General features: G+C 44.0%; 23 protein-coding genes. 10 read left to right on the top strand and 13 right to left on the bottom strand.

The features are described 5' to 3' along the window. Positions 1–712 precede the first annotated feature (712 nt). Positions 713–1,585 carry a nucleotidyltransferase-like protein gene (locus ACFSUO_RS01240; RefSeq protein ID WP_382390260.1) on the bottom strand — a complete coding sequence of 291 codons (873 nt, stop codon included), beginning with the start codon at positions 1,583–1,585 and terminating at the stop codon, positions 713–715. 128 nt (positions 1,586–1,713) lie between these two features. On the opposite strand from ACFSUO_RS01240, the gene ACFSUO_RS01235 reads away from it, so the two are divergent. Beyond that, positions 1,714–2,100: a YgzB family protein gene (locus ACFSUO_RS01235; RefSeq protein WP_382390258.1), complete on the top strand. Its 387-nt coding sequence runs from the start codon at positions 1,714–1,716 to the stop codon at positions 2,098–2,100. A gap of 68 nt (positions 2,101–2,168) precedes the next feature. On the opposite strand, the gene perR is transcribed toward ACFSUO_RS01235, so the two are convergent. From perR to ACFSUO_RS01210, 5 genes are all read right to left on the bottom strand, one after another. Then, a complete protein-coding gene (perR, locus tag ACFSUO_RS01230; protein WP_382390256.1) occupies positions 2,169–2,618 on the bottom strand; it encodes a peroxide-responsive transcriptional repressor PerR in 450 nt (149 codons plus the stop codon). 178 nt (positions 2,619–2,796) lie between these two features. After that, complete coding sequence (locus ACFSUO_RS01225; RefSeq protein WP_382390254.1) at positions 2,797–3,357, bottom strand: cob(I)yrinic acid a,c-diamide adenosyltransferase; 561 nt, start codon at positions 3,355–3,357, stop codon at positions 2,797–2,799. Between the two features lie 2 nt (positions 3,358–3,359). Beyond that, positions 3,360–4,310, bottom strand: coding sequence for a D-2-hydroxyacid dehydrogenase (locus ACFSUO_RS01220; protein ID WP_382390252.1), 951 nt, complete (start codon positions 4,308–4,310; stop codon positions 3,360–3,362). Between the two features lie 108 nt (positions 4,311–4,418). Beyond that, positions 4,419–4,886: a thioredoxin-dependent thiol peroxidase gene (gene bcp, locus ACFSUO_RS01215; RefSeq protein WP_382390250.1), complete on the bottom strand. Its 468-nt coding sequence runs from the start codon at positions 4,884–4,886 to the stop codon at positions 4,419–4,421. A gap of 35 nt (positions 4,887–4,921) precedes the next feature. Then, positions 4,922–5,365 carry a potassium channel family protein gene (locus tag ACFSUO_RS01210; RefSeq protein WP_382390248.1) on the bottom strand — a complete coding sequence of 148 codons (444 nt, stop codon included), beginning with the start codon at positions 5,363–5,365 and terminating at the stop codon, positions 4,922–4,924. 217 nt (positions 5,366–5,582) lie between these two features. Between ACFSUO_RS01210 and ACFSUO_RS01205 the strand changes: the two genes are divergently transcribed. After that, positions 5,583–6,878, top strand: a complete 1,296-nt coding sequence (locus tag ACFSUO_RS01205; RefSeq protein WP_382390246.1) for a glutamate-1-semialdehyde 2,1-aminomutase — start codon at positions 5,583–5,585, stop codon at positions 6,876–6,878. Positions 6,879–7,293: 415 nt separating this feature from the next. Here ACFSUO_RS01205 and ACFSUO_RS01200 read toward each other — a convergent pair whose 3' ends face one another. The 4 genes from ACFSUO_RS01200 to mutY all read right to left on the bottom strand — a co-directional run bounded on the left by ACFSUO_RS01200 (position 7,294) and on the right by mutY (position 11,278). Further along, a complete protein-coding gene (locus ACFSUO_RS01200; RefSeq protein WP_382390244.1) occupies positions 7,294–9,045 on the bottom strand; it encodes an ABC transporter ATP-binding protein in 1,752 nt (583 codons plus the stop codon). Between the two features lie 123 nt (positions 9,046–9,168). After that, positions 9,169–9,696: a nucleoside tri-diphosphate phosphatase gene (gene ntdP, locus ACFSUO_RS01195; protein ID WP_382390242.1), complete on the bottom strand. Its 528-nt coding sequence runs from the start codon at positions 9,694–9,696 to the stop codon at positions 9,169–9,171. 157 nt (positions 9,697–9,853) lie between these two features. Beyond that, positions 9,854–10,030, bottom strand: coding sequence for a gamma-type small acid-soluble spore protein (locus ACFSUO_RS01190; protein ID WP_382390240.1), 177 nt, complete (start codon positions 10,028–10,030; stop codon positions 9,854–9,856). Positions 10,031–10,207: 177 nt separating this feature from the next. Then, on the bottom strand, positions 10,208–11,278 hold the full coding sequence (gene mutY, locus ACFSUO_RS01185) for an A/G-specific adenine glycosylase (protein ID WP_382390238.1): 1,071 nt from the start codon (positions 11,276–11,278) through the stop codon (positions 10,208–10,210). A 104-nt stretch (positions 11,279–11,382) separates the two neighbouring features. Between mutY and ACFSUO_RS01180 the strand changes: the two genes are divergently transcribed. After that, the gene (locus tag ACFSUO_RS01180; RefSeq protein WP_382390236.1) at positions 11,383–12,369 is read left to right on the top strand and encodes a metal-dependent hydrolase; all 987 of its coding nucleotides are present in this window, start codon (positions 11,383–11,385) and stop codon (positions 12,367–12,369) included. A 115-nt stretch (positions 12,370–12,484) separates the two neighbouring features. Here the strand turns inward: ACFSUO_RS01180 and ACFSUO_RS01175 are convergent, their stop codons facing one another. Then, positions 12,485–12,820, bottom strand: a complete 336-nt coding sequence (locus tag ACFSUO_RS01175) for a YfhH family protein (protein WP_382390234.1) — start codon at positions 12,818–12,820, stop codon at positions 12,485–12,487. 89 nt (positions 12,821–12,909) lie between these two features. Here ACFSUO_RS01175 and ACFSUO_RS01170 point away from each other — a divergent pair, with 89 nt between their 5' ends. Beyond that, the gene (locus ACFSUO_RS01170; RefSeq protein ID WP_382390232.1) at positions 12,910–13,569 is read left to right on the top strand and encodes an SDR family NAD(P)-dependent oxidoreductase; all 660 of its coding nucleotides are present in this window, start codon (positions 12,910–12,912) and stop codon (positions 13,567–13,569) included. A 27-nt stretch (positions 13,570–13,596) separates the two neighbouring features. On the opposite strand, the gene recX is transcribed toward ACFSUO_RS01170, so the two are convergent. After that, positions 13,597–14,409 carry a recombination regulator RecX gene (recX, locus tag ACFSUO_RS01165; RefSeq protein ID WP_382390230.1) on the bottom strand — a complete coding sequence of 271 codons (813 nt, stop codon included), beginning with the start codon at positions 14,407–14,409 and terminating at the stop codon, positions 13,597–13,599. A 140-nt stretch (positions 14,410–14,549) separates the two neighbouring features. Here recX and ACFSUO_RS01160 point away from each other — a divergent pair, with 140 nt between their 5' ends. Continuing rightward, positions 14,550–15,437, top strand: a complete 888-nt coding sequence (locus ACFSUO_RS01160) for a TIGR01777 family oxidoreductase (RefSeq protein WP_382390228.1) — start codon at positions 14,550–14,552, stop codon at positions 15,435–15,437. Between the two features lie 76 nt (positions 15,438–15,513). Beyond that, complete coding sequence (locus tag ACFSUO_RS01155; RefSeq protein ID WP_382390226.1) at positions 15,514–15,639, top strand: YfhE family protein; 126 nt, start codon at positions 15,514–15,516, stop codon at positions 15,637–15,639. A gap of 159 nt (positions 15,640–15,798) precedes the next feature. On the opposite strand, the gene ACFSUO_RS01150 is transcribed toward ACFSUO_RS01155, so the two are convergent. Beyond that, positions 15,799–16,068: a hypothetical protein gene (locus ACFSUO_RS01150; protein ID WP_382390224.1), complete on the bottom strand. Its 270-nt coding sequence runs from the start codon at positions 16,066–16,068 to the stop codon at positions 15,799–15,801. Positions 16,069–16,258: 190 nt separating this feature from the next. Here ACFSUO_RS01150 and ACFSUO_RS01145 point away from each other — a divergent pair, with 190 nt between their 5' ends. From ACFSUO_RS01145 to ACFSUO_RS01130, 4 genes are all read left to right on the top strand, one after another. Continuing rightward, a complete protein-coding gene (locus ACFSUO_RS01145; RefSeq protein WP_382390222.1) occupies positions 16,259–16,675 on the top strand; it encodes a helix-turn-helix domain-containing protein in 417 nt (138 codons plus the stop codon). A gap of 283 nt (positions 16,676–16,958) precedes the next feature. Then, positions 16,959–17,168, top strand: coding sequence for a PLD nuclease N-terminal domain-containing protein (locus tag ACFSUO_RS01140; protein ID WP_382390220.1), 210 nt, complete (start codon positions 16,959–16,961; stop codon positions 17,166–17,168). Further along, complete coding sequence (locus ACFSUO_RS01135) at positions 17,169–18,077, top strand: ABC transporter ATP-binding protein (RefSeq protein WP_382390218.1); 909 nt, start codon at positions 17,169–17,171, stop codon at positions 18,075–18,077. It begins immediately after the preceding gene. Beyond that, entirely contained in the window at positions 18,077–18,853 is a 777-nt protein-coding gene (locus ACFSUO_RS01130; RefSeq protein ID WP_382390262.1) for an ABC transporter permease, read from the top strand. The genes ACFSUO_RS01135 and ACFSUO_RS01130 overlap by 1 nt, the downstream gene beginning before the upstream one ends. The last annotated feature ends 313 nt before the right edge of the window (positions 18,854–19,166 follow it).

Raw genomic sequence — 19,166 nt, 5'->3', positions numbered from 1 at the left:
CTCACTTTTGGTTCTTTCAAAAGTGTAGTTACACTTGTGCAAACAAGAATATTTGTATATTCTTGTTTGCCAAAAAAGTTGGAGCGGCATCCGAAAAGCAGATTGCTCCACTTCTCAGATCCGTCGCGATGAACCGACACCGATCGGTTTCATCTATTATCTCAGCTTTCAATTTGATATCGCGGGGCTGGAGTTATCGTCGGATGCTAAAGCATCTGACTTCCAACCTTTGACATCTATTTTGTCATACTGGCTGTTTTGTTCAGTTTTCAAAGAGCAAATCATTGATGTTCTTTATTACGGTCAACTTTTTCATTATACCAAATAACTGTTTTGGTGTCAATAGTTATTTTAAGTTTATTTGTTTCGCTGAAAAAGCGACTTTATTAATATACCATCTTTCGAATCCAAAGTCAACAACTTTTTACGTTTTCGAAAGGGGTTTACGGCGCTTTTTAAAGCGACGCTTATTAATATAACATGGTTCCCTTGTTTACGCAAGAGGTAATTTTATAAGATTTCGTCGGTTAAATTCGGTATGAATTTTTGCGACGGATATAAATGTACCATGCATAGCATCATGAGTCAATAATTTTTTCAAATTGAATGTACTGCAAAAACAAAAAATGATCCTTGGTGGAATGCAGACCTGCTGTGTCGCCCGCATCCACACCAACTTCCTGAAACAACACGGTTACTTTCCTCTATTATATTATTCCTGATTGATTCGGTACCTGCGTCTGTACACACCTGCAACCTTTGTTTCACTTTTCTCCGTTACTAGGATGCCTTTTTCCGTTAAATAGTGCAATATCGCTGTCAGATCAACCGCATACGAAGCGATTTTCGGGTGATCCTTCAATTCTTCACAGGACCATGCTTCTGTTCTTTCATCCATTATGTCCAATAGGTGCTTTGCTGATACCTTGGCCCTTCTGCTGATTGCAAAGTCAGCGGCAAGAATCATCAATTGTATACGCTTGGCAATAGGCTCGTCGCTTTCAATCAGTTCATCGTACAGTTTATATATTTCTGGGTCTGTTTCCTTCACTTGACTCCACAAGGTCGCTTCCGGATGATAACCCTCCTCTACTACTGCAAGCCTTGCCAAATAATGCAGCGTATGAACCATTCTGCTGAAAGCATCCTTATACTGTTCTGACGCATAAAGGTCTTTAACTTCACTATAACTTTTTAGCAGCTTGCCAAACTCCATTGTCTTGCGCAAATCCCGCTTTTCATGCGGAAACCTTCTTAACTGATCTTTCAAATTTGAAATGTATTCATCCCGGTCAAATACTACCTTTCCAGCGAGAATCCACTCAACAGCTTTCCTATTCCCATTGGTATCAATCCATTTGTTGAGTGAACGCTCGGTCAATGTGAGCATTGCTGCTGTTTTGCCGTAAAACTCATAATGTTTTTCATGCCAGTCCGCATCCGAGGCCTTAACAACCACAAGCATAATCACATCAAAATTATCGGTGATCGGACTGTCCGGTTTCGTCTTTTCAATCAAAATAATTCCCAATGTATTGGTATGATTTGCTTGTTCCTCGTATATCGGTTTGAATAATTTTTCCATTTGCCTTTCCTCCATTACCTTGAATACTATCTATTTCGTTATGATTGTGTGAAATCCTTTTTCCAAATCAAAAAATCATTTAAAATATGCTATACTGACTTATGAAGCATAACAAGGAGGACACATAAATGGCTGACAATCTGGTTTATTCCAGCAAAATAAACAAGATCCGCTCGTTTGCGCTTATTCTGATTTTCGTTGGATTTGCCGTTATGTATGGTGGGCTCTTGGCTAAAAAGATTGAATGGCTGATGCTGACATTATTTCTGTTTGGGGTTATGTTCATCTTATTAAGCTGTGTCGTTTATTTCTGGATTGGCATGTTATCCGCCAAGACTGTATCAATTGTTTGTCCAAGCTGTGAGAAGCCAACGAAAATGCTCGGACGCGTGGATGCATGCATGCATTGCAAGCAGCCGCTGACACTTGATAAGGAATTGGAAGGCAAGGAATTCGACGAAAAGTACAATAAACGGAAGTATCGGAAACAAGCGAAGTCAAATAACGGGAATTAGCATAAAAAATCCAGCTTCCAAATGGAGGCTGGATTTTTTTCTTTGAGGGGGTGAAATTTAATTTTTTTCTAATGTTTCGCCGTTTCAGCCTGCTGACAGCTTTCACATGTACCGTAAATTTCCATTCGGTGATGACTCACATCAAAACCGGTAACCTGCTCTGCCAGTGACTCCACTTCATCCAGCGTCGGATAATGGAAGTCCTCAATTTTCCCGCACACCTCACAGATTATATGATAGTGCTCACTTGAATTGTAATCATAACGGCTTGATGAATCACCATAGGTTAATTCACGGACAAGCCCGGCTTCCCGAAGTACACGCAGGTTGTTATAAACAGTGGCCACACTCATATTAGGAAATTTACTTTCCAAGGCTTTATAAATGTCATCAGCTGTTGGATGGATCATTGAATGAAGAAGATATTCAAGAACCGCATGACGTTGTGGTGTTATACGTACGCCAGATTCTTTAAGTGTATTGATGGCTTGCTGCAGTCTTTCATCAGACACCGTCATGCACCCCACTTTCTCATATATTCAGTCTCTAATAACATTCTTATATTATAATTCTTATAATTAGTGTACCCGTTTACACGCTATCCTGTCAATATAAGTATATTTCCAACGTGACAATAATATTAATTAAAATACAAAAATGAGCGATTCATATGATGTAAATCACTCATTCCCATCTTTAAATATCCGCTTTCAATGGTATTTCTTCTCCTTCCAACGACTGATTGACATACCTTGCCGCTACAAACAGAAAATCAGACAGGCGGTTCAAATACGAAATGACAAGCGGGTTGACGTCTTCCTGTTCATTCAGCGCAATCGCCTGTCGCTCGGCCCGACGTGCGACTGTCCTCGCCGTGTGCAGAGCACTGGAAGCAGAATGACCGGATGGCAAAATGAAATTGCGCAGTGGCTCAAGCTGTTTATCCCACGCATCGATTTGATCCTCGAGCTCCTGTATGTGCCCTTCTTTCAGTTTCCATTTCACTTCTTTATCATCTGGTGTCGCGAGTTCTGCACCTACATGAAACAAAATGGTCTGAATCCGGTGCATCTTCTCCAGGAACGTATCCTTATCCGCCCAGTCCACGCCGTTAAGAAAGCTTAGCCCAAGCCCAATCATAGAATTGGTTTCATCGCATGTCCCATACGCTTCGACTCGGAGATCATGTTTCGCAACACGCTTGCCTGATATTAAGGATGTCTTCCCTTTGTCACCTGATCGTGTATAAATACGCATGTTTAATACCCCCTGGTCACATCAATTTTATTTACATAGTCATCCCGGTTTTCATTAAACATTTCAAGATTCTCCTCAAAAATAGCAAGGGCCCGGCGCTGGTAATGCGGTGATATCCCCGATATGTGCGGCGTTACCGTAACATTGTCCATTTGCCAGAATGGATGGCCTTCCGGTAATGGTTCCTCCTCAAAAACATCCAGCACCGCATGGGCAATTTCCTTTTCTCGGAGCGCTTTTATCAAATCATTTTCACGGACAGCATCGCCGCGTCCCATATTAAGGAATATGGCACGATTTGGCATTACCCTGAATTCATCAAATGTAAAAAATTCCTTCGTTTCCGGGGTGCTTGGCAGGACAGATACAACAGCGTCCGCCTCAGGAAGGACACGTTCCAGCTCATCGTGTGTCACGTTCTGGTCCACATTCTCAACCGCCTTACCACTTCTCGATATGCCATACACCGTCATCCGGAATGCTTTAGCCAGCCGGGCGACTTCCTGCCCGATCGCGCCTGTGCCAGCAATGACAAGCGTTTTCTCAGTCAGTTCCTGCATCCGTACAGAACGGTCCCACGTTTGTTCTGCTTCATTTTTCATTAGTTGTTTTTGCTGGCGAACGACTTGGAGAAGCATGGAAATAGCGTATTCAGCCATGGGCACTTTGTGGATTCCCCGTGCATTGGTGACGAGAATTCCCCGTTCTTTAATTGCAGCAAATGGCAATCGATCAATGCCTGCTGAAAGTACCATAATCCACCGCAACCGAACGGCCTCGCTGATCAGCTCAGCAGTAAGATCCTCTCCAAACGTAATGAAAATGTCCGCCCGCCCAATGTCCTGTTTTGCTTCATCCATATTCGCGCAAAAGATAAATGTTTCATCTGGATAATGTTCGCGTAGTCTAGTTCGATGTTTTTCAGAAATTTTTGCTGACGACAAAATGACCAACGGAATGTCCCCCTCTATTATAGCTACTATTTCTATGGTAAACGTTTTCGGTTGAAAATGCCATTGCGTTATGAAAAAAGCAGCCCTATCTGGACTGCTTCTTTCAGTTTATCCATTGTCGCGTAGAAATGCGAGCGCTTCTTCGACATGTCCGTCCACTTTGACTTTACGGAACTCTTTCTGCAGATTGCCTTCTTTATCAATAATAAATGTGGAGCGTTCAATGCCGTAGTTTTCCTTGCCAAAGTTTTTCTTTAACTTCCATACCCCGTAATCTTCGGCCACTTTATGTTCTTCATCCGCCAGCAATGTAAATGGCAATTCATGCTTATCGATAAACTTCTGATGACTTTCAGCAGGATCCGGGCTTACGCCGATGATCACCGCATCGAGCTCGCCGAATGACTCCTGTGCGTCCCGGAAGTCACAAGCCTCATTTGTACAGCCTGGCGTCATGTCTTTTGGATAAAAATAGAGAACGACATGCTTGCCTCTGAAGTCAGACAGGCTCACTTCATTTCCGTTCTGATCCGGCAGCGTGAAATCTGGTGCTTGTTTGCCCAATTCTGTAGTCATATTTCATCCCTCCATGAAAATTTCGATTATCTTCACTATAGCATATCCGTATGCCTGTCTCTATCTTTGTGATTGGATTGCACCAGTTTCAGAACAAACGCAGCCGGCAAAACATAGCCAATCAACGCTTGTATTAGCGCAATTAGCCTGCCGATGCCAATGGGTGTAATGTCCCCATACCCAATTGTCAAAACAGTAACACCGCTGAAATAGATGGAATGAACAAGAGACCCGAATACACTGACTTCCCTCAGTTCACCATTCTCAACCAGCAAAATATGATTCATCGATAAAATAAAATACACCAACGCGAAGCCAATGATTACAATCAGGTAAATAACCAGCAGCGTATAAAAAATTTCAGCAGAAAAACGGCTGTCCCGCATATTGCGAAATCGTTCACCGTGAATAAAGCCAATAATGCTGGCTGTAACGATGATGATAATGGCCGTCATCACAATCCAAGAAATAATATCCATACAATCCCCGCCCCGTCACTATCCTATGCTTATCCACACTATGAATTGCCTTTTATTTTTAAAGATTTGCTGGGACCACACCTAAAGCGGGTTCTAGTATCGTATGGATAGCGGTGAATGCCATTTGTTCCTGATTTTTGATATAGTTATAGTTGTAGACTAGAAACATAGGTTTTTCCGTATGGGAAAGACCATGTGAAGCAGGAGGCATTATTTAATGGATTTTACTACTTCAAAAACATTGCACGAAGAAGCACTTGACCACATTGTCGGCGGTGTCAATTCACCATCGCGCGCCTACAAGGGTGTTGGCGGCGGCACACCGGTGTATATGGAAAGTGCAAAAGGCGCCTATTTTTGGGATGTCGACGGCAATAAGTATATTGATTATTTGGGAGCGTACGGCCCAATCATCACCGGCCATGCCCATCCGCACATCGCGGAAGCCATTAGCCATGCCGCTTACAACGGCGTTCTGTACGGGGCACCGACAAAACTCGAAAACACATTCGCTAAAATGCTGAAATCAGCTATTCCATCCCTGGAAAAAGTCCGGTTTGTCAATTCCGGAACGGAGGCTGTTATGACAACCGTCCGAGTCGCCCGTGCCTATACGGGTCGGAATAAAGTGATTAAGTTTTCCGGCTGCTATCACGGTCATTTTGATTCTGTCCTGGTGGAAGCAGGATCCGGACCGGCGACATTGGGAACACCAGATTCAGCGGGGATCCCGCAGGATGTTGCCAAGGATGTCATCACCGTTACATTTAATGATCTGGAATCGTTCAGACAAGCAATGGAGCGCTGGGGTGATGAGGTTGCAGCCGTACTTGTCGAACCGCTTGTCGGCAACTTCGGTATTGTCACACCAAAAGAAGGTTTTCTGGAAGGTGTTAATACAATAACACATGATGCCGGAGCCCTTGTCATTTATGACGAAATCATCACCTCTTTCAGATTCACTTATGGCAACACACAACAGCTGTATGGCATTGAACCGGATATGACAGCAATGGGCAAAATTATCGGCGGCGGACTGCCCATCGGCGCCTACGGGGGACGCCAGGACATTATGGAGCAAGTAGCCCCGCTCGGACCAGCATATCAAGCTGGAACGATGGCCGGAAACCCTGCGTCAATGGCTGCAGGTATCGCCTGTCTGGAAGTGCTTCAACAAGATGGTGTCTATGAGAAACTGGACCGGCTTGGCGAACGGCTGGAAATAGGCATAGTTGAAAAAGCATCGGAGTACGGGATTCCAATTTCTGTAAATAGGATGTGCGGTGCAATGACCGTTTACTTTGGCGGAGATACCGTGGAAAATTACGAACAAGCTGAAGCCACCGACGGCGAAGCCTTTGCACAGTTTTTCCATCTCATGCTGAATCAGGGTATCAATTTGGCCCCATCCAAGTTTGAGGCGTGGTTTTTGACGACCGAGCATACGGAAAGTGATATTGATGCAACCATTGAAGCTGCCGGAAAAGCATTTGCAGCTATGGCGGAAAAATAAATTTAATTTGGATGTCGGATCATCGGTTTCCAATTAATGTAAATTTATGTCCCGTTTGCGATATGGGCTGTTTACTTACTTATGTTGACACAGAAGGCAGAGTATTCCTTTGAAGGAGTGTTCTGCCTTCTTTTTTATTATAATCGTTATGGGGGCCGGAAAAGTGTCACAGGACACCTTTAATGAACGGCATTCGATTATACTTATGAAGGGTGTGTCACGCGAGTTTGGGGGTTTTCGCGCGAGTTTCGGGTGCTCGCGCGCGACTTTCTCGATTTTCACGCGAGTATATAATCCCCTCACCAGTTTGTAGCTTTTAAAGATGAAGATTTTTGCGTTGCTCTCGCTCGATTTGGCACCAAAAGGTTAAAAAGCTCCCCCACATCACTCGTGGAAGAGCTTCCCTAAATCAGGTTCATGGAGTATCAAGGTTCTGCACTTGGTACAAGTCATAATAGTGACCCTGCTGTTTCATCAGTTCATCATGAGAGCCCATCTCTTTGATTTCACCATCTTCAATAACGACAATCCGGTCAGCATGTGTGATCGTCGCCAGCCGGTGTGCCACAATAAAGGTGGTCCGGTCTGAGGCAAGCCGTTCGACAGCTTCCTGGATAATGTGTTCACTTTCCAGATCAAGGGCAGATGTTGCTTCGTCGAAAATCAGGATAGGCGGATTTTTCAGGAACACGCGTGCAATGGCAATTCGTTGTTTCTGCCCACCGGATAGCTTAACACCACGTTCACCGACAAGGGTGTCATAGCCATGTTGCAGTCCTTCAATGAAGTCGTGCGCATTTGCTGCTTTAGCCGCAGCCACTACTTCTTCATCCGTAGCATCCGGATTACCCATGCGGATGTTCATCGCGATGGATTCACTGAATAGGATATTGTCCTGCAGCACCATGCCAATATTATTCCGCAATGAACGTGCCTGCACATCACGGATGTCGGTCCCATCTACTTTAATGGAGCCGCCAGTTACATCATAGAATCGCGGGATCAAGCTGACAAGTGTTGACTTGCCACCGCCACTGATGCCGACGAATGCGATTGTTTCGCCTCTTTCGACATGGAGGGAAACATCTTTTAAGACATTCGTTTCTTCTTCTTCATATTTAAATGATACGTGGTCAATATCAATTTTTCCTTCGACCCTGCCAAGTTGTTTAGCATCGGGTTTATCGACTATATCATACGATTCATTCATCAATTCAAATACACGGTCAATTGATGCAACAGACTGTGTCAGCACTGTTGAGGAACTGATTAGCCGGCGGAGCGGACTGTACACCCGTTCCATATAGGTGACAAACGCAACCATAGTACCAATGGACACATTTCCACTGATGACCTGATAGCCGGCGAACGCAATGACCAGCAATGGTGCCAGGTCGGTAATGGTATTCATAACAGCAAATGTTTTTGCGTTCCAGTCGGTATGGTTTAATGCTTTATGGAGGAAGTTCTCGTTTCGTGTGTCGAATTGCTCTTGTTCATAATCTTCAAGGGCAAAACTTCTTGTTACCGGAATTCCCTGCACACGTTCATGCAAATGGCCCTGCACTTCAGCTAGTGACTGGGAGCGTTCCCTCGTCAGCCGTCGGAGCCTGCCATAGAAGTATTTGACCGAAATGCCATAAAACGGGAACAGAATGATCGCGACAATGGTCAGCCCGACATCCATTGTCAGCATAATCCCGATGGCAATAAGGATTGTAATCATATCCAGCCAAACATTCATCAGCCCGGTTACGACAAAAGTTTTCGTTTGTTCGACATCATGTATTACCCGGGAAATAATTTCCCCGGTTTTTGTCTGAGAATAGAACCTGAGGCTCAATTTTTGTATGTGGTCGAACAGTTTATCCCTGATGTCATAAAGGACTGTGTTGCCTACCCACTGCGCCAAATATTGTCGAAAGTATTCAATTGGCGGGCGCAGGACAAGAAATATAATAAAAGCACCGCCCATCAGCCAAAACAGTTGTTCCAGTTTTGCCGAATCGGTCAGGTCATCCGCATTAATGATATTATCGATAACGTATCTTAATATTAGCGGCAAAAGAAGCGGAATACCAAATTTGACAATTCCGATAAGGACCGTTAGCAAAATTTTCCATTTGTACGGACGGACGAACTGTAAATACTGTTTGATGCTGCTCATTCACATCAATTCCCCATTCTAATTGTGGTTTAAAAAGAAAATCCTTGCTACAGCAAGTAACAAGGAACGATTAGACACTTATTGCATTATAAGGCTTTGCTGAACGTTAATCAATCGAACTGTTCAGCGATACGTCAGATAGCGTTCATACCATTGATCGATGAAGTCTGGAGCAAAGGGACCCTGACGCTGCCTTACCCACCGCAGTAAATGTTCAACATTCTGCTCAAGAATCCGGTCCAGTACAACGGGATAGCTCATTTGTTCCTTATGTTCAGCATACTCATCTTCATCCAATAGATCGTATGTCATGTCCGGGTATACTTTAACATCCAGATCATAATCGATATATTTCAATGCCTCCGCATCATAAACAAAAGGGGAACTGATATTGCAGTAGTAATAAATGCCGTCGTTGCGCAGCATACCAATAACGTTGAACCAGTAATTCGCGTGGAAATAGCAGATCGCAGGTTCTCTTGTTATCCACGACCGGCCATCGCCTTCTCTGACAGTTGTTTTATCATTGGCACCAATGACTACCATATCTGTGCCTTTGAGGACAAGGGTGTTTTCCCAAATCCGGTGCAATTGACCGTTATGTTTGTAGCTATGTATTTGTATTGCCGTTCCTGCTTCTGGTCCAGTCATCCTATCGCTCCTTAGCTCCGCACACATTCTTTTTTCCTTATTATAATTCTAACTGAGCGATTGATAAAGGAATATGACGTCATTGGTATTTATAACGAAAAAAAGAGCTTCCCGAGGAAGGAAGCTCTTAGAAGTCAAAAATTGGGAGTGGATTTCGTTATTTTTTGTTTTGCTGCGATTGTTGGTTTTGCTTTCTGACTTCTTGTGCGTCTGTTTCAGAAGCAAACTCAGTACCGTACTGGCTTTGTCCTTGTTGTGCCTTCTGGTTCTGCTTTTTTACTTGCTGTACGTTTGTGCCAGCAGTAGTTTGGTTTGGCTGTTGTTTTTTAGCCATTTGTATCACCTCCGCGTTAATTAATCTGCCCACGATGCGACTAACTATCCATTTTGAATGGATGTTAAAATTAACTGTCGAAGGAATTAAATGTTAAAAGTATGACCAGCCGTAAACCTGCATAAATTAACCGGGACCAGCACATCTGCTTGAACGCTGGACTGACAGAACGCGGCATTACGTCAGATAGTTCATCATTTTCTGATGTGGCACTGGAAAAGGGTAATCATCTAATTCTTCATGGCCAACAAACCGAATTCGTTCATCCGCCGTTTCGAAACAGGCGGTAGCCGCATCATATACCTCCAGTTGCCAAATCAGATGTGAGAACACATGGCTGACATTCCCTTTTTTCGCTTGTAATGTTATGTCCATGCCATATTCCATGCGGAACCATTGTTCAATGTGGGCATTTCCGATTTCATCAACAGGCACCATTGGGAATTGCCACATATTTGCGAGCAAACCATTTTCCGGGCGCTTTTCGATCACATACTCCCCATTTCTGTTTTGAATCAGCAATGCAGCATAATGAACTTTTTTCTGCTTTTTCTTTTTGGATTTAACCGGCAATTCCTTCTCGACTCCTGTCTGGTACGCACGGTAATAATCCTGAACCGGGCAGAACATACACATCGGTTCCTTTGGCGTGCATACGAGCGCCCCCAGTTCCATAATCCCCTGATTAAAAGTTGATGGATCATCATGCGAAATGATGGCTTGCACATATTGTTCAAATTTCTTTTTCGTGCCAGCCTTTGCAATATCATCATTTATCTTCAGAACACGGGCCAGCACACGCATGACGTTGCCATCGACAGCAGGGTGTGGCTGGTTAAACGCAATGGATAAAATGGCTCCTTTCGTATATGGACCGACGCCTTTCAGTGAACCCAGTTCTTTCGGATTATCAGGCACTTTTCCACCATAAGAAGAAACAATTTCTCGAACGGCGTTTTGTAAATTCCGTGCGCGGGAATAATAACCAAGGCCTTCCCATGTTTTTAAAACATCCTGTTCATCTGCATATGCCAAATCATGGGGAGTGGGATATTTAGACATAAAATGCTGAAAATAAGGAATGACAGTATCGACTTTCGTCTGCTGCAGCATGATTTCGGAAACCCAGACTTTATAAGGATCCTGATTAGCACGCCACGGCAAGTCGCGTTTATTGGCTCGATACCATTCCATTAACGCTTTCTGGAAACTGGAAATGTTAAAATTCTGTAATGCTTTATCTGTCATTCTGATACATCCTCTATGTTACAATTAATTCGTCAATTTACGACAATTTCTAAATACCAAGAACAACGCATCAATCAGACGCTGTTCAAGGAGGGCTTCCGCTTATGGATACAGGAACCCATATCGTCATGGGCGTTGCACTCGGCGGTCTGGCAACGTTGGATCCGGCTGTGCAGCAGGACCCTGCACTGTTTTCGGCAGTATTGGCCGGAACCGTCATTGGCTCCCACGCCCCTGATTTTGATACCATTTTAAAACTCAAAAATAATGCTGTTTATATACGGCATCATCGTGGTGCCACCCATTCCATCCCTGCTGTCATCATATGGGGAGTCTTGATTGCCGGCATCATTCATCTGCTCGCACCTGGCGTGAGTCTGCTTCATTTATGGGCTTGGACGGCACTGGCCGTGGTCTTGCATGTCCTTGTCGATATCCCCAACGCATACGGGACACAAGCCTACCGCCCATTTACCAACAAATGGGTGGCTCATGGTTTCATCAACACGTTCGACCCTTATATTTTCATGCTTCACATCGCCGGTATCGTCGCCTGGCTACTTGGTGCCAACCCCGGCTATACATGGTTAATCATTTATACCGTCATCGTTCTGTACTACGTGAAGCGGTATATGGATAAACGCGAAATTGTCAAAAAGATCCAGGATCATTTTTCGGATACCGAACAGATAGCCACCTCCCCCACCATTAAACAAAATAAGTGGCGGGTTGCCATTACAACAAAAAACAACTTTTATGTCGGTGCGGTGAATGATGGCCACATCGAAATTCTGGATGAATTCAAGCGAATTCCGCTTCCTGCCAATTCACTGTTCCGGCTTGCACAAAGCGATAAAAACATTGCGGCATTCCTGTCATTTTCCCCTGTTTACCGGTGGGAAGTGAATGATTTTGATGATTATACCGAAATTCGTTTTATCGATCTGCGGTACCGATCCAATGAACGCTACCCATTTGTTGCCGTTGCACAAATTGATGATAACATGCGAATCCTAAATTCTTACACCGGATGGATTTTTTCCGAGCAAAAGCTTCAGAATAAGCTGGACGTTGGCGACAATCCAGTTTAATTAAGTATGTTCCTGTTTTCTGTTGTGATTTAAAAAACCGGCTATCTGGCCGGTTTTTTAATTTGGCAGTTTAACGGTAAACCAATTTTTCTACCCATTTACTGCAGTTGTTGGCTTATTCCTGCACTTCATCCCCGAGCAATGAGATCGGCAGTGCTTCTTCCTTTTCGTATACCTCGTCCAACAAGTTGACACGATGCCCCCAGGCAAACACACCGTTTAGATAGTTGATCTTAAATTTATGACCCGGATCACCATTCAATTCATACACGTGCTGTGGATGGAAATCATCCGGATTTATCATATAGGCCATTGCGACTTGCATTTTCCGCTCATTAATCGCAACCTCACTAATATTACCAAGCTGTTCTGCCTTTTGTGCCTTTTCTTTCAACCGGCCTACTTCAGCGCGCAGCTGTTCAATTGTATAATCACTGTACCGATAGTCCATTTGTTCATTCTCCCTTCTATTTCAGTTTACATTTTAGCAATTATCTAGGAAAATAAAAATAATAATACATTGCATTGGGAGGGGAAAACATGTCAACAGTTGCTATCTCTGGAGCTGGAAGCGGTCTTGGTCGGACGCTTGCGCTCAAATATAGTGCGAATAGCTATAAAGTATTTTTACTTGGGCGTGACGATACAAAACTTCATCTGGTCCAGAGCGAAATTATCGAACAAGGGGGACTGGCAGAGGTCATTCTCTGTGATGTGCAAGAGCCTGCATCTGTCAGCATTGCCTTTCAGCAAATTGGGGAACTGGATGTATTTATCAACAATGCCGCCATTGGCATTTTTGGACCCGTGGAAGATTACACCATTGAGGATATTGACAAAACATTGAACACCAATGTGAAAGGGTCTATTTTGTGTGTTCAGTCTGCTCTGCCATTAATTCGGGCAAGTGAAGGACGTATCCTGACAATAATCTCCACTGCTGGTCTGCGCGGAAAAGTGCACGAGTCGATATACTGTGCCAGCAAATTTGCTGTCAAAGGTTTCACCGAAAGTCTGCAGAAAGAATGGGAGAATGATCCGATTGCCATCACCGCTGTCTACATGGGAGGCATGAACACACCATTCTGGGATAACTCCTCCCATGTTGCTGACCCGTCAGGTTTGAAAGGACCGGAAGTTGTCGCCGAACAAATTTTTAATGAAGATGACGGCAGGGGTGAGATTATTATCGACCAGTAACAATGGTGATTATTTTGCGGGTGTCGCTCAATTATCCAACTCATGCTCGAGAAATTCATTGATCGCATCCATCGTAAAGCCTTTGCGATACAGTGCTTCTTTCAGTTTTTGGCGAAGTTCATAGCCACTTGTTTTTTGCTGGTATTTTCGTATCAGTTTTTCGCCTTGCTTGACAAGTGCTTCCCACTCTGCATCATCATCCTTTTCATCCTGCAGTTCTTTTGATACAGCCTGTACAACATCTCGAGTAAATCCTTTTTGGGTCAGCGTGCCCTGAAGCTGCTGGAGCTGCTGGCGAAAGGATTTGTTTTTCCCGGTGTTTCGTTTTTTTATCGCCAGCTTCATCGCTTTGTCGAATTGGACATCATATGTATACTGCTCAACTGCTTCTGCGGCCAGTGCTGCATCCACACCTTTTTCCAGCAGCTCCTGTTGGACGAGCATCGGTCCTTTTGCTGCGGTGCTGATACGCGTGCGGACAAACGCATCAGCAAACTGTTTGTCATCCGTCAGCCCTTGAGCAGCCAGTTTGTCCATTATTTTCGTAATATGTTCTTCATCCACTTCTTTGGTTTGCAGATAATCCCGAATTTCTTTTTTCGTCCGCATCCGGTAGCTTAAATAGTTGATAGCAAGGGAATATCCTTTTTGAAGTGTATCTTTTTGAATGAGCGCGGTAATGGTCGCCTCGTCCAGCTCCATGTCTTTGTGCAGGCGGTAATCGACAAGCACGGATTCATCCACACTGAAGGCATACCTTTCCCCTTGGCCATCCGAAAGAAAAATATTAAATCGGTCATGACGCTTTTTTTGCGTCGTAATCCGGGAAATTTTTGTCATTGCGATCCTCCTGTCCAGTATTATTGTATCACGAATACACAGCAGCGTCAGAAAGTGAAGGATGTTTTGAAAAAATCATTTTTCTATCATAAGAAACCTCTTATAGAGAAGTGATAATCCTGTTAAATGAGGTGATTAAAATGACTATTTTAATGACTGGCGGTACTGGATTTGTCGGCAGGAATTTGACGAAAGTCTTAACGGACACGGGGCACCACGTCTATATCACCACCAGATCCCCTGAGAAATATTTTAACACGGAACAGGTTACCTTCATCAGCTACGATTACCCAGTGGCAGATTTGCCAAAAATCGAAGCTATCATTAATCTTGCCGGTGATTCCCTGTTCGGCTACTGGACCAAATCAAAAAAGGAAGCCATCCGCAAAAGTCGGATTGAGACAACACAAAAAGTGATTGAAATGATGGAACAGATGGAGCATAAACCCGAAGTCTTGATTAGTGGTTCAGCCATTGGGTTCTATGGTACAGCGGAAGATTTGATATTTACCGAAGCAACCGAACGAGCCGGTAATGACTTCCTTGCTGAGGTTGTCGAAGCGTGGGAACGGACGGCCAGTCAAGCGGAACAGTTTGGTGTTCGCACCGTTTATGCCAGGTTTGGTGTTATTCTTGGCGAGGAAGGCGCTCTCCCGCTTATGAAACTTCCGATTAAATTATTTGCCGGTGGGCGAATTGGCAGCGGAGAGCAGTGGATTTCCTGGGTCCACATAAACGATGTGGTAGACATGATACGATTTTGCCTGGCGAATAAACAAATCAGCGGACCTGTTAACGTCACTGCCCCTCACCCAGCACGAAACAAAGATTTCACAAACACGCTGGCCCGTGTATTGCGACGGCCTGATTGGCTTCCGGCTCCAATTCTGGCTGTCCGCACCGCCCTCGGTGACATGAGCATGCTGATCACAAGGGGGCAATATGTATTACCTGGAAAAGCCGACATGCATGGGTACGAATTTTCCTATCCATACCTTGAAAAGGCACTATTTGAAACGGAACATTAAATTGTCGCCTGTCTGGTATATTTCTCCCATTGTGGATAATCCTAATAGTATATCCTTGGGAAAATGAGGTGGTTAAATGGGCAAAAAATCGATTGAACAGGAGCGTTACTTGTCCAAAACACAGGAAGTTCTTTATCAGAAGGAGTTCAGACGGGCGGATCGGGAGTACAGCCGAAACTCCAAACAAGGGAACCGCATGTAATCATGCGCTTCCCTTGTTTTTTTATGCACAATCTATCCACAAGATTTGTGTAGTTTGTTAATAACCACAGCTAGTCCTGCTATGAAAACCCCGGATATTCATAACTGCATTGTGGATAAGTCAAGATATCGTTGTGGATTTTGTGCATAAGTATGTGAATCACCTGTTATCCTGCCCTTCTACCTGTTCATAACCTTGTGAATAAGTAAGAATTCCTTCAGCCGCTTCTCTTGCGTCGTGTTTATACTTTCCAAAACCATAACCTGCACGCACATTCACTGTTTCAAACCCTAGTGCAGCTTGCCAGATTCTTTCCCGTTCAACATTCCAGATATAGATGATAACGGTACTTCCCCCGAGGACTTCAATTTCAAAATCCTCCTCATGAAACATTGCCCGAAGCATCATAATTTTTGTTAGGTTTGTCACAGTTTTATGATAGAGCATCAAACAGCTTACCACGATATGCCATCCCCCATCCCGTTCCCTTTTAGAACATTTTAATATATGTGTGTGACAAGCACAACGAAACAGGCTTTTCTCACTCTGAATCGTGATAGGATTTAACTATCCAGCTACACAACGAATATTGGTTTATTATTTTGCAGAGTGTGATGCTATGAGTTTAGAAAAAATTGCCTACAATATTAAGTTTTTACGGGAACAGAATGGATGGACCCAGGAACACCTGGCTGATCAGTTACATATTTCCCGCTATGTCATCATCCGCTGGGAGACTGGAAAAGTCACCCCGGATCTGGAATCACTAGTGAAGCTAAGTGAACTTTTCGGAGTCACCATCGATCACTTAGTCGGAAATCATTCGTTTCGTGAAGACTTGCTAAAAGACTTTAAGCGGATTTACAGCTCAAAGTCAAAGTCATTTGATGAAGAAGCAGTAGAGCTTGTCCAATATATAATGGAGAATCCTATATTAAAAGAGCAGCTTTTCCGGATGCGCACCCTGCCTGTCCGGAAACAGCATGCCATACATAATATGCTGGAAAATTTCATCGATCAAGTTGACCGAATGTAGCGGGAAGATTGCTGGAACAAGTGAGACAGGTAACTATCAGGTTTCCATACGGCCGGATTCCTTAGAAAAACTGCATGCACAGGCATGCAGTTTTTTATTGCTCGTTTATCAGCGGTCTTCCTTCTTTTATCAGCGGTCTTCCTTCTTTTATCGGCGGTTTCCCGGGTTATCAGTGATTTGCCGGATATTCAGGTCCGACAGTTTTATTGTTCCTTGGAACCTTTTAGATTACAGTACGTATTGAATGGGACGGACACAAACTGCGATAAAAGGGGGGGATCCGATGGAGGATGTCAGCATATTAAGCGAAATTGACTGGAGAGTAATTGCGCCTATGCTCGTGATCCAGGCCATTTTGCTAATCGTGGCGGTCATTGATCTTATTCGGATTGACAGAACGAACGGCCCTAAATGGATGTGGATACTGATTATCGTATTCATTAATATTATCGGTCCGGTTGTTTATTTTATTTTTGGAAGGAGACAGGATTAAATGGCACTGCTTACCGTCCGTAATCTCAGTAAAACATACGATTATAGAACTGCTGTCGATAACATTCGTTTTCAGTTTGAATCAGGGAAGTGTGTTGCTTTGATTAGACCGAATGGTGCCGGTAAAACGACAACATTGCGTATGCTTTCCGGGCTGTTAAAACCGAGCGGGGGAACTATTTCCTTTGCCGGCATGCAACCGCATGATGATATACGCAAGTACATCGGCTATTTGCCGCAGCACCCTGTATTCTATAAGTGGATGACCGGTGAAGAGTTTCTTGTCTATGTCGGCCGACTAGGGTACTTGTCCAAACAAGCGGCAAGACAACAAGCGGAACAGCTGATCGAACATGTCGGTCTGAAGGAAGCAGCTAATCGGCGTATCGGCAAATACTCCGGTGGAATGAAGCAGCGACTCGGGATTGCCCAGGCCATGATTCACCAGCCAAAATTGCTGATGCTTGATGAGCCTGTATCATCCCTTGATCCATTTGGCCGGCGCGAAGTGTTAAATTTGATGGAAGAATTGAAAAAAGACATGACCATTTTATTTTCCACCCATATTTTAAGTGATGCTGATGAAGTCAGTGATGAGCTGCTTGTATTGCATGATGGAAAGCTGGTTGAGTCAGGTTCAATGGACGATCTGCGCGAAAAGTATCACACAGCAAAGTTGGAACTGGGTCTGGAGCGCAACTTGGAGTTTTATCGTGACAAAGTGGCTGCGATACCTGCTGTGACAGCATGTTATCTTGATCATGGCCTGCTCCATGTGACCGCAAAAAATATAGGAGACGCACGGAAGGAAATCCTGGCATCTGCATCGACCGAGGAATGGCCATTAACGTCTTTTTCCGTGAACCGGGCTTCCCTTGAAGATATGTTTATGAAGGCGGTGAATCAGTGATGCAGTGGTGGACACTGTTTCAAAAAGAACTGACGGAAAACGCAAGAAACGTGAAATGGATATGGGTGCCGCTAGTTATGATTCTGATTGCCATCATGGACCCGCTCTCCAACTATTATTTGCCGCAAATTATTGATGCGGTCGGCGGTATGCCAGAGGGGGGAGCTATACAGCTTCCGGACTTCCAGCCAGGTGATGTCGTCATGATGAGCCTCGGACAGTTCAGCAGTATCGGTGTATTGATTATTGCATTCATGACCATGGGGACGATCTCCGGGGAACGCAAGAGTGGTGTTTCCGAGCTAATCCTTGTCAAACCCGTATCCTATCTGAACTACATTAGTTCCAAATGGGCATCAGTAGCACTGCTGACACTTGTCTCATTTACACTAGGCATGGGGGCCAGCTGGTATTATATTAATTTGCTGTACGGTGATTTAGGTTTTGGAATGCTCATGCAAGTGCTGTTCTTTTACGGGCTATGGCTGTTGCTTGTCGTGTCATTTTCTATTTTTTTCAACACATTGGTCAAAATACCAGGCCTTGCAGCTTTTCTGACGATCGCGGCTATCATTGTGATGAACCTTGTGACAACAATCTTTGGTCATGTGGCTGAATGGAGCCCAAATAACATATCGAAGTACATTGAACAAATGATCATAACCGGCAGCGTCCCATCCGAATTAACTGGAGCAGCATTTGTGACGACTGGCATGATGGTTCTTCTCTTGTTCGGGGCCGTTAATATGTTTAAAAGAAAAGAAATTGCACATTAAACAGGACTGGCATGATACCAGCCCTGTTTTTATTTTACATTGACTGTATTCTTTTTATAAAACAGCCTTGAAAAAAGATGGGAAAACTGAATAAAAGCTGAAGTTCACAGGCAAAGTGCTAATGTTCACAAGAAATATGCTAAAGTTCACAGTGCGTTTGCTTGAAGTTCACAATTGAAATGCTAAAGTTCACATTTTATACGCGAGGCGGCAGTGAACGCGGCTGGATTCTGAGCACAAAACATTAATAGAGTAGGGTAACCTTTCTCAAGGCTACCCCCTCATCAAACCGCACGTGCCCTATTAAGGCATA

Source organism: Lentibacillus juripiscarius, assembly GCF_042685205.1.
In the GTDB taxonomy this organism is placed as follows: domain Bacteria; phylum Bacillota; class Bacilli; order Bacillales; family Amphibacillaceae; genus Lentibacillus; species Lentibacillus juripiscarius.
The sequence above is the reverse complement of the archived record's forward strand: the minus strand, read 5'-3'. Positions and strand labels throughout refer to the sequence as shown.